Raw genomic sequence first — 14,300 nt, forward strand, 5'->3', positions numbered from 1 at the left:
TGGTTTTTATGGGTAGCCGCGGAAACCGGTCAGCAGATACAGGGTGAGGCGCCGCTCAAAATTGCGGTGGATCGACACCGAGACCTCGCCGAGTGCAGTGACCGAATCGAAGCGGCTGGCCACATCGTCGATCTGCGCCGTACGCGACAGAAACAGCACCGGCTGATCGCGATAGCGATTGAGGTCGGTCGTGAGCTGGTAGTGATCCGCCACGCCGCCGTTCGGGTTCCAGCTGGCGTAAAGCGGCGGCTCCAGTCGGTAGATCACCTGCGCGAGCAATTCGCGATCTTTCGCAACGATTACGGCGCCGGGGTGTTGGGCCAGCACCGGGGCAACCTGATCGGCCAGTGCTGACCAGCCACGGGCCCGCTTGTAGGGATCGTTCTTGACCGTCAGTTCAACGCCGACAACCCGGGTAATGTCGGGCCAGTGATACACCACCAGGCCGAGCGCGAGGTTGAGCACCACGGCGCTGACGGCAAAGCGCCAACGGCCAGATTCGGCCAGAAAGGCGATCACGAGCACACAACCGGCAACAAAGATGGGCGCCGCCCAGTTGCCGTTGGCGCGCCCGGTCAACGCTTGAAACGACACCAGCAGCAGCAAGGGCAGTACGAAGAGCAGCAAGCGACGATAACGGTCCTCGCGCCACAGTCGCCGGGTGCGCAAAAAAGCCCACAGCAAGCCAAGCGTGAGCAGGGGGCCGAAGGACAGCCACTGCGCACCGATGAACTCCACAAATTCGCCCGGCGCCCAGCTCCGGGAGTCCAGGCGAGTAATTTCGGCCGTATGACGGAAGGTGGGGAAATCATTGGCCACGTTCCACCATACGTTCGGCGCGAAGACTGCCAGGCCCAGCGCAAAGGCCGCCCAGGGCTTGATGCTCAGCAACTGACGGCGCCCGCCGGGCTCGGCCAGCAGTACGAGCAGTGCAGAGCCCGCAAACGCGATCATGGTGTACTTGGACATCATGCCCAGCCCGAAGGCCAGCCCCACCAGCAACCAGTGTCGCCAGGCATGGGTGTCGCGCGCGGCGACAACGCCGTAGATGCCAAGCGCCCAGAACAGCAGCAGGGGCGCGTCGGTAGAGACAAACAGCCCCAATGTCGATACCAGCGGCAGGGTCAGGAAGGCCAGTGCTGACCAGAATCCGACGCGTGCCGTGAACATGCGCGCGCCCAGTGCGTGAAGCACCAGCGCGGTAAGTGGATAGCACAGCAGCCCGGGCAGTTTGAGGGCCAATAGTGTGTGGCCGAGCAGGGCTTCGGAGGCTGCGATCATGCCGGCGATCAGCGGCGGCTTGGAGTAGTAGCCCCAATCCAGCGCTTGCGACCAGCCCCAGTAGTAGGCCTCGTCGACATACGGATCGATGCCCAGATGCCCGATGATCCAGGCGCGGTACCCGGTGAGCACCACCGCCACAAGCAGCAGCAGGCGGAAGGATTGGGCGTTGTTCATTCGGCCTTTTTCCGCAGCAGCACGACGCCACCTTCGGCAAACACGGTGTCAAAGCCTGTCTCGGGCACGCGGTCGATGCGCGTGATGACCAGCTCACCCGCAACCGGCACGCGCGAAGGCGTCGGCGATTGCGCATACACGCTGAAGCTCGGGGCGTCGAAGCGCATCCGAACCGCCGATTCGCCGAGCGCGTGGGCATGCAGGCCGGCGTCGCGAACCGGGCCTTGCAGCACGTCGCCAAGATAGGGCACGACGGTGCTGGTGAGTACGGCGATCTGCAGCACCGCGGCCACGGCCATTTTCCGCCAGGTGCCGGTTGCCTTGCTGGTAAGCAGCGCCAGCCACAGCACCAGCGCACCGAGCGTGACGGCGTAGTAAGGCCAGCCGGCCAGATCCATGGCGCGCGACAGTTGTGCGCGGTAGAACGGATTGCCGGCATTGCTCTCCGACAGGAAGCCGAGCAGCGATGGCGCAATGACGAACAGGGCGAACAGGATGGTTGGCGCGATGGCATGCGCCCAGGTGCGACCATGATCAAAGCGGTGCGCGGCGATCAGCAAAAACAGCGGCGTCGCGCCATACAGCGCGTAGTGCGGCAGCTTGGTGCCGGACAGGCTGAAAAACACCACCACAAACGCCGCCCAGATCCACAGGTAGCGACGCACGCCGGTGGCCATGTCCTTGCGGATCTGGCGGCAGGCAGCGAACAGCGGGCCGGTCCACGGCAACAGCAGCAGCGGCACGGCCAGCACGTAATAGAACATGCTGCCGGCGTGGCCTTCGAGCGTGCCGGTGAAGCGCTTGACGTTGTGCTTGAAGATGAAACCGTCAATGAATTTCTGGCCATGGATGCCCAGCGCTGCGGCATACCAGGGCACCACCAGCACGATCAGCAAAGCCCAGCCGATCGGGTCGCTGATGGCCTTGATCCAGGTGCGCCACTGCTGGCGACTGGCGCAGAACAGGAAGGTGACCGCAATCGGCACGATGATCGCGATCGGGCCTTTGGTGAGCACGCCCAGGCCGATCCACACATAGGTGCGTAACAGCGGCGCGCGACGGCCGGACTCAAGATGTCGCCAGGCGTCGAACAGCGCCAGCGCGAGCCACAGGTTGAGCAGGGCGTCGGCGGTGGCGGCGCGGCCAATGGCAAAGGGGCCGATGGCGGTGCTGACCACCAGCAAGGCGGCCAGCGCGGTCTGTGCGCCGAAGCGCTCGCGGGCAAACTTCCAGGTCGCGTAGCTCCAGCCGATGGCGGCCAGCGCCGAGGGCAGGCGGAACGCCCATTCGCTCGGCCCCAGCACCCAATAGGCCGCGGCTTGCAGCCAGTAGATCAGGATGGGTTTGTCGAAGCGATGCTCGCCGTCGAGATAGGTCGACAAGAAGTCGCCGCGCTCGAACATTTCGCGCGTGGCTTCGGAGAACGCCCCTTCGTCCACGTCGAACAGCGGGTAGCTGCCGAGAAAGGCCAGGTAGCTGATCAGCGGCAGGAGGAAGACCAGCCAGCCGATGAGCCGGCGTGGGTGGGCGTTCGTGTCGCTCATTCGTGGTGCTCGGGGGTTTGCGCCCAGCCGGCGGCGTCCGACAGCTCCTTAGTCGGGCGAGCGAGGTAGGGCTTGGTGATGCCCGACTCGAAATACACCCGCGCCAGCAACTCGGCCAGCACGCCCGAGGTCACCATCTGGATTCCGGCAATGACCAGGAAGAAGCCACCGAACAGCAGCGGCCGGGTACCGATCGACTCACCGAAGAAAACCTTGAGTGCCATCAGATAGGTCAGGATCAGGCCGCCCACGCCGCCGAGTGCGATGCCGATACCACCGAAGAAGTGGCCCGGCCGGGTGCGGTAGCGCATGAAGAAGTACACAAACACCAGATCGAGCACCACGCGGAAGGTGCGCGAAATGCCGTATTTGGATTGCCCGAACACCCGCGCGTGGTGCGCCACCACTTCCTGCGCAATGCGCTTCGGGGTGGTGACCGTGGCCAGCCAGGCGGGGATGAAGCGGTGCATCTCGCCATACAGGCGTACGTTCTTGATCGCGCTGGCGCGGAAAACCTTCAGGCTGCAACCGTAGTCCTTTAGCTGCACGCCGGTCAGGCGGGCGATCAGGCGGTTGGCGATGCGCGACGGAATCTTGCGCAGCCACAGGCCGTCTTGTCGGTCCTTGCGCCAGCCGGCGACCAGATCGAGGTCTTCGGTCAGCAGGCGGCCCGCCATGCGCGGGATGTCGATCGGATCGTTCTGCAAATCGCCGTCCATGGTGGCGATGACGGTGCCGCGCGCCGCGTCGAGGCCGGCCTGCATGGCAGCGGTCTGCTTGAAGTTGCGCACCAGCACCACCACGCGCACATGGGGGCCGTATTTCTTGGCGCAGCGCTCGAGCTCATTCGGCGTGCCGTCCGAGCTGCCGTCGTCGACCAGCACCACTTCCCAGGGCCAGGGGTAGGGGCCCAGTGCGAGGTGGATGCGTTCGAGCAGCGGCTCGACGTTTTCCGCCTCGTTGTACATGGGCACCACCACCGACAGCCGGTGCTTGGGCAGGTTGTCGGGGATGCGCGGTTCAGCGTGCGGCAGCGGAGAAGTGTTCATTGACGGTCAATGCCTTGTTTGGGTGCAGATTGCATGCTCAGGCCGGCCAGCCAGGCGAGGGCGCCGGCGATACTCGAACACGCGATAACGAAGAGATGCAGGGCAAGCGCCACTTGCAGCCCGGTTTCAAAATCAATGCCATTGGGCAGCAGCGCCGCCGCCGCCCCGGCTTCATAGGTGCCAAAACCCGCCACGCCTTGCACCGGCAGGATCGCGGCCAGTTCGGCGCCCAGCGCGCCGGCCGCGCCGATCAGGGCGGACGCGCCAAGCAGCACCGACAGCAACCATGCCTGGGCCGCCAGTTTGACCGACCAGTTGGCGATCGTCCATAGCCAGCCGAAACGCGCATGGCGTGTGGATTCGGCAAAGGCGTTGCGCAGCTTGCCAAAGCGCGCCTGCCAGCGGCCGCCTTCATGCCAGGCATGCGTGCGTCGTGCCCAGCGTGGCAGCACAAACGCCGTGGCGACCACCGCCAAAATGCCGCCAGCGCGCAACCAGACCGGCAAGCCCGGCCACACGGCCAGCGCCAGCGCCATGACCACAAATGCATCCTGCAGGCGGAACCACACCAGCGACGCGACGGCCCGGCCGAGCGGCGTGCCAAAGTTGCGACCCAGCAGAATCGGGAAAGCCGCCTCGCCACCGCGAAACGGCACGATATTCACCATTGCGTTATGTATTAGCACGATGCGCAGGCAGGTGCCGAAGCGACCGGCCGCATCGTGACGAAATTCGTCCCACACGCGCAGGGCGCGCAGCGCGTAGCTCAGGGCGAAGCCAGCGGCGGCGATGGCCAGCGCGCTGATCGGGGTGTTCTGGATCAACTCACCCAGGGCCGACCACTGGCCCTCGGCCACAAACCACGCCACCAACGCCAGAGTGAGAATAACCGCCAGTGCGCGCTTCATGCGGTACTCGCCATCGTGTGCTTGAGCGCCACGCCAGCGGCGACCAGCCCGGCCAGGCCGAGCATCGTCGACCATAGCTGCGCCTGCGGATAGCCCGTGGCAAAAAACACCCGCGCCAGACACACCGCAACCCCGGCAACGCTCAACACCAGCATCGCCCGGCGCGACTGCCACAGCGCCCAGCGCTGCGTCAGCAGCACGCCAACCACCGCACACAGCCAGCCCGCCGCCGCACCGGCGAGCACATCGCCCGGCCAGTGCGCGCCCACAGCAATGCGCGACACGGCCACCAGCGCGCCGAGGGCAAGCAGTGCCAGTGCCGGCAGGGCGCGCCGACACGCTGGCGTGCTCAGCATCAGCGCGGCAATCACGGTAAATGCGGTGGCCGTATGGCCGGAGGGAAAGCTGTAGCCCGACAGCGTGACGCCGATCTGGTGCAGCGCGTCGGCCGGCAAAAGCTCTTGCGGCCGGGGCGCGTCGATCAGCGCCTTGAGACCGCGGATCACCACAATGCCCACCGGCCAGGCCATCACGGTCGCCACCACCGCGCGCGGCGCGCGGCTTAAACACAGCGCCAGCAAGGCGCCCACCGAGAGCACACTCGCGGTATCGGTGATCGTCGCCCACAGGCCGTCGGGCAGGGCGCGCGTCCAGTGGTTGATGGCGATGAATGCCGGGGTGTTCGCGTCGCTGACCATCACCCCGGCGGCAGACAGCGCAAACACCAGCGGCGGAGCGATGCACCAGCCGGGCGAGAGCGGCGCGGGCGCCAGGGAAGAGGTCATGGACAATCGCGGTCGGACTAAAAGGCGAATTCTAGCCTAAGCAACCGAACGCGAGCCCGTCGGGGTGCCTGTCGCCGTGTGGTAGGCCATCGTCACCCGTAAGCGGCGCGTGGCTCAGGTATAATTCTGCCTTCGTTTTTTCGCCGGCCGCCGCCCGTGGGCGCGACGCAATTCACCTCTGCCTGTCCCCGCCGATCACATGACTGAAATCCTCACTCTCCGCGGCGCATCAGCGCTGTCGGCACCCCGCCAGACCCGCCTCGCCGACACCCTCGGCCGCGTCATTTCGCGCTTTCATGGTGTCCATGCCGAGTTTCAGTATTTCATTGAGCTGAATGCTGCGCTGGACGACGTCGCCATGAGCCGACTGGTGGACTTGCTCGGCGCGCATCCGTCCGACGACGCGCCGCCCGAAGGCGAGCTGATTCTGGTCACGCCGCGTCTGGGCACGATCTCGCCGTGGTCGTCCAAGGCCACCGACATCGCCCACCAGTGCGGCTTTGACGCCGTGGTGCGCATCGAGCGCGGCATTGCCTACACCATAATGGCCAAGGGCGGGTTGGGGCTTCAGCGCGACAAGGTGCTTCCGCTGCTGCACGACCGGATGACCGAATCGGTGCTCGACACCACCGAGGCCGCCGAGGCGCTGTTCCACCACTACAGCCCGCAACCGCTCACCAGTGTCGACATTCTCGGCGCCGGTCGCAGTGCGCTCGAAGTGGCCAACCGCGAACTCGGCCTGGCGCTGTCGGACGACGAAATCGATTACCTGGTCGACAACTTCGCCCGTATCGGCCGCAACCCGACCGACGTCGAGCTGATGATGTTCGCCCAGGCCAACTCCGAACACTGCCGCCACAAGATCTTCAACGCCGACTGGGTGATTGACGGCCGCCCTGAAGAAAAAACCCTGTTCGGCATGATCCGCGAGACTCACAAGGCCCAGCCCGAAGGCACCGTGGTGGCTTACTCCGACAACGCCTCGGTGATCGAAGGCGCGTCGGTCGATGCGCTCTACCCGAGTGCCGACGGTCAGTGGCAGTTCCGCACCGAAACGCAGCACATCCTCGCCAAGGTCGAAACCCACAACCACCCGACAGCGATTTCGCCCTTCCCGGGCGCGGCCACCGGTGCCGGCGGCGAAATCCGCGACGAAGGCGCCACCGGGCGCGGCTCGCGACCCAAGGCCGGTCTGGCCGGCTTCTCGGTGTCCAACCTCGCCATCCCCGGCTTTGAACAGCCCTGGGAAAAGCCCTATGGCCGGCCCGACCGCATCGCCTCGGCGCTCGACATCATGATCGAGGGCCCGATCGGCGCCGCCGCCTTCAACAACGAATTCGGTCGTCCCAACCTCGCCGGCTACTTCCGCAGCTTTGAGCAAGAAGTGCAGGGCGAAGTGCGCGGCTATCACAAGCCGATCATGATCGCCGGCGGTTTGGGCAGCATCCAGGCCGAGCAATCATTCAAGATCAAGTTCGCCCCCGGCACGCTGATGATCCAGCTCGGCGGCCCGGGCATGCTCATCGGCCTCGGCGGCGGCGCGGCCTCCAGCATGGCCACCGGCACCAACGCGGCCGACCTCGACTTTGCCTCGGTGCAACGCGGCAACCCCGAAATCCAGCGCCGCTGCCAGGAAGTCATCGACCGTTGCTGGCAGCAGGGCGAAGCCAACCCGATCCTGTCGATTCACGACGTCGGCGCCGGCGGCATCTCCAACGCCATGCCCGAGCTGGCCGATTCGGCCGACCTCGGCGCCAAATTTGAACTGCGCGAAATCCACATCGAAGAGCCGGGCATGAGCCCGCGCGAGATCTGGAGCAACGAGTCGCAAGAGCGCTACGTGCTGGCCATCGCCCCCGAGTCGCTGGACGGCTTCCGCGCCATCTGCGAGCGCGAGCGCTGCCCGTTTGCCGTGGTGGGCGTGGCCACCGACGACGGTCAGCTCACCGTGACCGACCGCCAGTTCGACAACAAGCCGGTCGACATGGCCATGTCGGTGCTGCTCGGCAAGCCGCCCAAAATGACGCGCAATGTCTCGCGTCGGGGCGTGTTCCTGCCGCCCTTCGATGTCACCGATGTCGAACTCGCCGACGCCTGCCGCCGCGTGCTGCGCCTGCCGGCCGTCGCCTCCAAGAACTTCCTCATCACCATTGGCGACCGCAGCGTGGGCGGCCTCACCGCGCGCGACCAGATGGTCGGCCCGTGGCAAGTACCGGTGGCCGACGTAGCGGTGACGTCCATGAGCTTTCACGGCGACAAGGGCGAAGCCTTCGCCATGGGCGAGCGCACCGCGCTGGCCTGCGTCGACGCCCCGGCCAGTGGCCGTATGGCGGTTGGCGAGGCGATCACCAACGTGGCCGCCGCCGACATTGCCGACATCAAGCAGATCAAGCTCTCCGCTAACTGGATGGCCGCCGCTGGCCACCGCGGCGAAGACGCCCACCTGTTCGACACCGTCACCACCGTGTCGCAGTTCTGCCAGCGCGCAGGCCTGTCGATCCCGGTGGGCAAAGACTCGCTGTCGATGAAAACCGCCTGGAAAGAGAGCGGTGAAGACAAACAAGTGGTCTCGCCGCTGTCGCTCATCGTCACCGCCTTCGCGCCGGTGCAAGACGTGCGCCGCGCGCTCACGCCGCAGCTCCAGCTGCTGGAGCATGAAGACACCGAGCTCATCCTCATCGACCTGGGCAACAACAAAAACCGCCTCGGCGGCTCTGCGCTGGCGCAGGTCTACGACAGCGTCGGCGAGCACGCGCCCGATGTCGACCCCGCCCAGCTCAAGCAATTTTTCGCGCTCATCCAGCGTTTCCGTCAGGACGACCTGCTGCTCGCCTATCACGACCGCAGCGACGGCGGCCTGTGGGCCACCGTATGCGAAATGGCCTTTGCCTCGCATTGCGGCCTCTCGCTGCTGCTCGACACCGTCTGCTACGACGAGTGGATGAACGATGTCGACGGCCTCGACAAAAAGCCCGACACCCTCAAGGGCCGCTTCAACGATAAGGTCTTTGCCGGCCTGTTTGCCGAAGAGCTCGGCGCCGTGGTGCAAATCCGCCGCAGCGACCGCAACCGCATTACCGAGCCGCTGCGCGCCGCCGGGCTGTCGTATCACTTCATCGGCGAGCCCAACGACAAGGACGAGATCCGCGTCTGGCGCAACGCCAAGCTGCTCTTCAATGCGCCGCGCATCGAACTGCAACAGACCTGGACCGAAACCAGCTACCAGATCGCCCGCCTGCGCGACGACGCCACCTGCGCGCAAGAAGAATTCGACGCCCTGGCCGACGCCACCGACCCCGGCCTCAGCGTGCGCCTCAGCTTCGACGCCAATGAAGACATCGCCGCGCCCATGATCGCCACCGGCGTGCGCCCCAAGATCGCCATCCTGCGCGAGCAAGGCGTCAACTCCCATGTCGAAATGGCCGCCGCCTTCGCCCGCGCCGGGTTCGACCCCTTCGACGTGCACATGTCAGACCTGCAGAACGGTCGCTTCGCGCTGGCCGACTTCAAAGGCGTCGCCGCCTGCGGTGGTTTCTCGTACGGCGACGTGCTCGGCGCCGGGCAGGGCTGGGCCAAGTCCATCCTGTTCAACGCCAAACTGCGCGACGCCTTCGAAGCCTTCTTTGGCCGCGACGACACCTTCGCCCTCGGCGTGTGCAACGGCTGCCAGATGATGTCGCACCTCGCGCCCATCATCCCCGGCGCCCAGCACTGGCCCACCTTCCACCGCAACCGCAGCGAGCAGTTCGAAGCGCGCTTCAGCCAGGTCGAAATCCTCGACAACCCGTCCATCTTCTTCGACGGCATGGCCGGCAGCCGCATGCCCATCATCGTCTCGCACGGTGAGGGACAGGCCGTGTTCAAGGTTGGTGACAAAGACAGCGTCATCCGCGCCGTGCGCTTCATCGACCACCACGGCGAAGCCGCCGAGCGCTACCCCTTCAACCCCAACGGCTCGCCCGAAGGCATCACCGGCGTCACCACCGACGACGGCCGCTTCACCATCATGATGCCGCACCCCGAACGCACCCACCGCAGCACCCAAATGTCGTGGTGCCCGGCCGGCAGCGGCGAAGACTCACCCTGGATGCGCATGTTCCGCAACGCCCGCCACTGGGTTGGTTGATGGCACGCAGGTAACACAAGCAGCAAACAAAAACGGAGCCGAATCAGGGCTCCGTTTTTCATAATGCAAGTAGGGTGGATAAGCCACAGGCGCATCCGCCATCGGTGCCTCGTCGGGGCCTTGTTCCAGCGGATGCGATTCGCTTATCCGCCCGTCACATGCGTCATTCCGCGCTGTCGGAATTCGCAGGAATTCAACCCGTCACCCCAGCGCGATCACACAACAAACCCGAAGCAGGGGAGGCAACGCGCTGCCCACCATCGCCACCTCAACCCACACGATCGAGCGGGCTCACCACGCCTCGGCCGCCTTTGTTGAGCACATGGGTATAAATCATCGTCGTCGCCACATCCGAATGCCCCAGCAGCTCCTGCACCGTCCGGATGTCATAGCCCGATTAAAGCAAATCACCACGCCGATTTCAGGGTCGCCGATGGCTCCGCGGACTGCAGCCACTTCATCCCGAGTCAGCACCGTAGGCAGGCGTCTGGGCTTCTTTGCTCGAACCACATCGTCAAGTTACGGGAACGGTAGTTCGAGAACGTCGCGGTACAGAAACAACAGAGCAGACAGAGCCTGTCTCTGCGTGGCCGCGCTGACATTCCGCTCAACCGCCAACGCGCTCAGGAAGGCCTCCAGCTCCTGTTTTCCCATGTCGCGAGGGTGGCGCTTTCCATGGAAAATGATGTACCGTCTGATCCATCCTAGATAAGCTCTTTCCGTACGGATGCTGTAGTGCTTCAGCCGGATTCGAGCCCGAACGACTTCGAGCAAACGCGGGGCAGAGGCAGGGGAAGGTGACGTGCTAAACGTGTTATCCGACGTCGTGGACAGCCTCTCGAAGCTATACAGTTGGGCGTACTAGGTGTTGCCGCACATGCCTGATCTGTTCGACGAACGGAAGAAGCAGGTACTTGCGCCAGTTTTCTTTGAGGCCGGCGCAGCGCTATACGACTGTCAGTCCTTCGAGTACGGCATCGCCTATTTGCTTTATCTGTTCTCACGTCTTGGAGCCACAGGCCTAGATCCTGCCCACTGTGGTGCAATTTTGGACGGCGAAGAAAAGAAGACCGCTGGTCAGCTTGCTCAATTACTTCGCAAACATCTGCGCATCAGCGAAGGCCTTGAGGAAGGTCTCGGGAACGCGCTGCGGGCACGCAATCACTTAGTTCATCGTTTCCTCATTGAAAACGTCGAAAGGATGCTGGAGGTGCGGGAGCATGATGCTCTGGTAAAGGAAATCAGAGGTCTTCGTTCCACAGTTCGGCAATGCCAAAAGCAACTTGATCCGTTTGTGCGTGCTTTGGCTCAATCCCTTGATGGGGCGCCTCTCGATATGTGGGCTATCGATGCGAAGGAAAAGTTTCTCCGTGATAGCCGTGAGCATTAGGAGCGATACGCCCAACCAGGCGGTCGACCTCGCTTCCGTCCGTCGCTGGACGCTGCGCGATGAAACCGCGCAGCGCCGGTCACCTCTGCGTTGGGCACAGGAATGAACTCATGCGCTGGATACTGATGTCGTCACTAATCGCCTCTCTGGTCGGATGCAGCGGGCACGATAGTGATTATTTCCCATACACCATGCGAGGCTTAAACGTATGGGTCTACGACAACTCATCGCAAGCGGAGTACTTCGCAGGTTTCGTCGAGGCGTCCTATATGTCGAAAAGTGACGCATTATCCAACTGCAATTCGCAAGCACGAGCTATGGCTAACAGCAAACATCTCGAAAATTGGAGCTACGTATGCTGCACCGTCACGTCTTCCTCCAATTGCGAAACGAAGGTTAGATAATCAAATGCCCAACAACGCGCCCCATCCGACCGTCAAAATGCTGCGCATTTTGCCGTCGGCTAAGAACCCCGGGGCGGACCACGGTTTATGCACGACCCAAATAGAATGCGATTGAATCATGAGTGAATACATCGCCGATATGTGGCGGCTTGCTCTTGATGGCGAAAAGCGAGGGATTTTGTTCTTCGCTTCAACGTACGTCTTCGTGATGCTTGCTTACTCAGGCGTATACCAGCTCCGAATCGCAAAATGGTTCGAAACTGATGGGGTTTTGTTGGCGGCGGCGGTGGAGAAGGTGGGCGGCGCGGATCTGGTGATGTCGAACCAGGATTACGCGTCGAAGGCCTTGTACGAATACGTGGTTGGTGGTGTGTCGTATCAAGGGACGCGTATTTCGCCGTGGATTGTGCTTGCTTCTCACAATGCGCGATTCGTGCTTGAACGTCAGATGCGCAAGATTCAGAAGACCGCCGATGGGCACGTTCGCGTGTTCTATAACCCGAGCAACCCGGGCAAGAGCTTTCTGGTAAAGCCCGGCGGTTTTGGGATTGTTGTGACCTTCACTTTGGCGGTGGCGCCAGTCGTTTTGTATTGGCTTGGCTACCATGGCTGACGCGCTTTGGAGGTGTCGGCCGCGCGCGCTGCGCTGAGTTAACGGGCGGCGAAGCCTTGCCGGATGTACTTGGCCAGTTCTTTGGCGATGACGCTGCCGCCAGCGTCGGGCAGGTGAAGGTTGATGTGGTAGGTGGGCAGGGCGGGGAGCCCCGCGTCGGGTGGTATGGCGCTCAGGTTGGGCGGGACCAGCGATTGAAGGTAGGGGGCGACGGCCATGTCGGCTTCAATGCTGGCGAGGATGGAGTCGAGATTGCCCTGGGCGCAAATGGCCACCCAGTCGACCTGCGCTTTGTTCAGGGCGTCGAGCGTGGGGCCCCTGAAGGCGCAGGAGTCGGACCCTAGCGAAACGGGTAGCGGCGTTTTTTGGCAGGCCTCGCCGTTTTGCGCGCCCATCCAGACCAGTTGATCGCTCAGCAGCAAGGCGTCGCCACCGCCGGCGCGACTCTCGGTGGTGAGGGTGAGGTCGACGTCGCCATTTTTAAGGGCGTTGAGCAGGTTGCCGGTCATGTCGCCGACCAGCGTGAGCTGGATTCTTGGATGCTCGCGGCTGAACCGTCGGAGGATGGGCGGCAGCAGGGGGCGGATGATGTCGAGCGGCACGCCGAGACGGATCTCGCCAGTGAAGGCGGGTTGCGTCATGAGTTGCCAGGTTTCGTCATTCAATGAAATCAGCCGGTAGGCGCGCACCAGCAAGCGCTCGCCTTCGGGCGTCAGGCGAATGGTTTTGTTTTTCCGTTCAAACAGCGGCGTATCAAACAGTTCTTCGAGTCGCTTGATCTTCTGGCTGATCGCGCCCTGGGTGAGGTTGAGGGTGTGCGCAGCCGAGGTCATGCCGCCTGATTCGGCGACCGCAAGGAAGGTTCGGATGAGGCTGATGTCGATATCGCGTGCCATGATCTTGAATTACGTTTCGTAATTGAACACATAAAATAAATTCGCTTAAATAATAGGTGTTTACGGCGTATAAGAGCAAGACCGGCTTCTTTCACTGACAGGTCTCCCGCCATGCTCATGCACACCGCCACGCTGTATCTGATGACCGTGTTGATCTGGGGATCGACCTTTTTTGCCATCAAGCTTCAGTTGGGCACGGTGCCCACGGAAGTGTCGGTTGCGTATCGCTTCGCGCTGGCGGCGCTGATTTTGATGCTGTGGTGCTGGTTCAAGAAACTGCCGATGCGCTTTACGCTACGCGAGCATGTCTGGATGCTGCTGCAGGGGCTGAGCCTGTTTGGCTTCAACTACATGGTGGTGTACTGGGCGACGGCGGATCTGACCAGCGGGTTGATCGCCGTGGTGTTTTCGACCATCGTGCTGATGAATATCGCGAATGGGGCGCTGTTTTTTGGTAAGCGCCCCGCGGGTGCGGTGTTGGCCGGTGCGCTGGTGGGTTTGGTGGGCATTGTGCTGGTGTTTCTGCCCGAGTTTGCCCAGCTGGATGTGGATGGCAACACGCCCAAGGGCTTGTTGTTGAGCCTGCTCGGGACCTTCATTGCGTCGCTGGGGAGCATGGTGTCCACGCGCAATCAGCTGATGAAACTGCCGGTGGTGCAAACCAACGCCTATGGCATGGCCTACGGCGCGATCGCGCTTGGCGTGATTGCCGCGGCCTCAGGCGCAGAGTTTGGGTTTGATGTGAGCTGGGCATACGCCGGATCGCTGGTGTACCTGGCCTTGTTTGGGTCGGTGGTGGCCTTTGGCAGCTATCTGACCTTGCTGGGGCGTATTGGGGCGGACCGCGCGGCTTACGCCATGGTGTTGTTTCCGGTGGTGGCGCTGGGTATCTCGACCCTGTTTGAAGGGTATCAATGGTCGATCGAGTCGCTGCTCGGTATGGCGCTGGTGTTTGTCGGCAACGTGTTGGTGATCGGGTCGCGTGCGCAGTTGAAGCGTTTGCGCGCGTGGCTTCAGCCGATGGGTGGTCGTGTGTTGTAGTCGGTTGATTGGGGCGTGCTTGAGTTCGCCAGATCCGGTGCCGCTCCGCCAAATACAAAAACGCCTCACGCGATTAATTTGCGTGA

The 14,300-nt window shown here is 63.2% G+C and carries 12 protein-coding genes; 4 read left to right on the forward strand and 8 right to left on the reverse strand.

The features are described 5' to 3' along the window. Window positions 1-6: 6 nt before the first annotated feature. From FHP89_RS16335 to FHP89_RS16355, 5 genes are read right to left on the reverse strand one after another with little or no spacing between them, the layout of a single operon-like run. The gene (locus FHP89_RS16335) at window positions 7-1,458 is read right to left on the reverse strand and encodes a glycosyltransferase family 39 protein (protein ID WP_144178733.1); all 1,452 of its coding nucleotides are present in this window, start codon (window positions 1,456-1,458) and stop codon (window positions 7-9) included. Continuing rightward, window positions 1,455-3,002, reverse strand: coding sequence for an ArnT family glycosyltransferase (locus FHP89_RS16340; protein ID WP_144178734.1), 1,548 nt, complete (start codon window positions 3,000-3,002; stop codon window positions 1,455-1,457). The genes FHP89_RS16335 and FHP89_RS16340 overlap by 4 nt, the downstream gene beginning before the upstream one ends. After that, entirely contained in the window at window positions 2,999-4,051 is a 1,053-nt protein-coding gene (locus tag FHP89_RS16345) for a glycosyltransferase family 2 protein (RefSeq protein ID WP_144178735.1), read from the reverse strand. The genes FHP89_RS16340 and FHP89_RS16345 overlap by 4 nt, the downstream gene beginning before the upstream one ends. After that, complete coding sequence (locus FHP89_RS16350) at window positions 4,048-4,959, reverse strand: lysylphosphatidylglycerol synthase transmembrane domain-containing protein (RefSeq protein WP_144178736.1); 912 nt, start codon at window positions 4,957-4,959, stop codon at window positions 4,048-4,050. The genes FHP89_RS16345 and FHP89_RS16350 overlap by 4 nt, the downstream gene beginning before the upstream one ends. After that, window positions 4,956-5,744 (reverse strand): phosphatase PAP2 family protein, encoded by a 789-nt coding sequence (locus tag FHP89_RS16355; RefSeq protein WP_144178737.1) that lies wholly within the window; start codon window positions 5,742-5,744, stop codon window positions 4,956-4,958. The genes FHP89_RS16350 and FHP89_RS16355 overlap by 4 nt, the downstream gene beginning before the upstream one ends. A 199-nt stretch (window positions 5,745-5,943) precedes the next feature. Between FHP89_RS16355 and purL the strand changes: the two genes are divergently transcribed. After that, entirely contained in the window at window positions 5,944-9,870 is a 3,927-nt protein-coding gene (gene purL, locus FHP89_RS16360; RefSeq protein WP_144178738.1) for a phosphoribosylformylglycinamidine synthase, read from the forward strand. A gap of 268 nt (window positions 9,871-10,138) precedes the next feature. Here the strand turns inward: purL and FHP89_RS21415 are convergent, their stop codons facing one another. Further along, window positions 10,139-10,246, reverse strand: a complete 108-nt coding sequence (locus FHP89_RS21415; protein WP_449240221.1) for a hypothetical protein — start codon at window positions 10,244-10,246, stop codon at window positions 10,139-10,141. 143 nt (window positions 10,247-10,389) lie between these two features. Then, complete coding sequence (locus tag FHP89_RS21420; protein ID WP_449240222.1) at window positions 10,390-10,644, reverse strand: phage integrase N-terminal SAM-like domain-containing protein; 255 nt, start codon at window positions 10,642-10,644, stop codon at window positions 10,390-10,392. Between the two features lie 103 nt (window positions 10,645-10,747). Here FHP89_RS21420 and FHP89_RS16370 point away from each other — a divergent pair, with 103 nt between their 5' ends. Both FHP89_RS16370 and FHP89_RS16375 read left to right on the forward strand, forming a co-directional pair. Beyond that, a complete protein-coding gene (locus FHP89_RS16370) occupies window positions 10,748-11,260 on the forward strand; it encodes a hypothetical protein (RefSeq protein WP_144178739.1) in 513 nt (170 codons plus the stop codon). A gap of 522 nt (window positions 11,261-11,782) precedes the next feature. Continuing rightward, window positions 11,783-12,277, forward strand: coding sequence for a DUF3592 domain-containing protein (locus FHP89_RS16375; RefSeq protein ID WP_144178740.1), 495 nt, complete (start codon window positions 11,783-11,785; stop codon window positions 12,275-12,277). A 38-nt stretch (window positions 12,278-12,315) separates the two neighbouring features. Here FHP89_RS16375 and FHP89_RS16380 read toward each other — a convergent pair whose 3' ends face one another. Continuing rightward, window positions 12,316-13,173 (reverse strand): LysR family transcriptional regulator, encoded by an 858-nt coding sequence (locus FHP89_RS16380; protein ID WP_144178741.1) that lies wholly within the window; start codon window positions 13,171-13,173, stop codon window positions 12,316-12,318. A 111-nt stretch (window positions 13,174-13,284) separates the two neighbouring features. On the opposite strand from FHP89_RS16380, the gene FHP89_RS16385 reads away from it, so the two are divergent. Then, the gene (locus tag FHP89_RS16385) at window positions 13,285-14,214 is read left to right on the forward strand and encodes a DMT family transporter (protein ID WP_144178742.1); all 930 of its coding nucleotides are present in this window, start codon (window positions 13,285-13,287) and stop codon (window positions 14,212-14,214) included. The last annotated feature ends 86 nt before the right edge of the window (window positions 14,215-14,300 follow it).

Source organism: Denitromonas ohlonensis, assembly GCF_007625205.1.
In the GTDB taxonomy this organism is placed as follows: domain Bacteria; phylum Pseudomonadota; class Gammaproteobacteria; order Burkholderiales; family Rhodocyclaceae; genus Nitrogeniibacter; species Nitrogeniibacter ohlonensis.

Coding starts and splice junctions, on each gene's coding strand:
- FHP89_RS16335 (WP_144178733.1), bottom strand. CDS start 1,458: ATGAACAACGCCCAATCCTTCCGCCTGCTGCTGCTTGTGGCGGTGGTG.
- FHP89_RS16340 (WP_144178734.1), bottom strand. CDS start 3,002: ATGAGCGACACGAACGCCCACCCACGCCGGCTCATCGGCTGGCTGGTC.
- FHP89_RS16345 (WP_144178735.1), bottom strand. CDS start 4,051: ATGAACACTTCTCCGCTGCCGCACGCTGAACCGCGCATCCCCGACAAC.
- FHP89_RS16350 (WP_144178736.1), bottom strand. CDS start 4,959: ATGAAGCGCGCACTGGCGGTTATTCTCACTCTGGCGTTGGTGGCGTGG.
- FHP89_RS16355 (WP_144178737.1), bottom strand. CDS start 5,744: ATGACCTCTTCCCTGGCGCCCGCGCCGCTCTCGCCCGGCTGGTGCATC.
- purL (WP_144178738.1), top strand. CDS start 5,944: ATGACTGAAATCCTCACTCTCCGCGGCGCATCAGCGCTGTCGGCACCC.
- FHP89_RS16370 (WP_144178739.1), top strand. CDS start 10,748: ATGCCTGATCTGTTCGACGAACGGAAGAAGCAGGTACTTGCGCCAGTT.
- FHP89_RS16375 (WP_144178740.1), top strand. CDS start 11,783: ATGAGTGAATACATCGCCGATATGTGGCGGCTTGCTCTTGATGGCGAA.
- FHP89_RS16380 (WP_144178741.1), bottom strand. CDS start 13,173: ATGGCACGCGATATCGACATCAGCCTCATCCGAACCTTCCTTGCGGTC.
- FHP89_RS16385 (WP_144178742.1), top strand. CDS start 13,285: ATGCTCATGCACACCGCCACGCTGTATCTGATGACCGTGTTGATCTGG.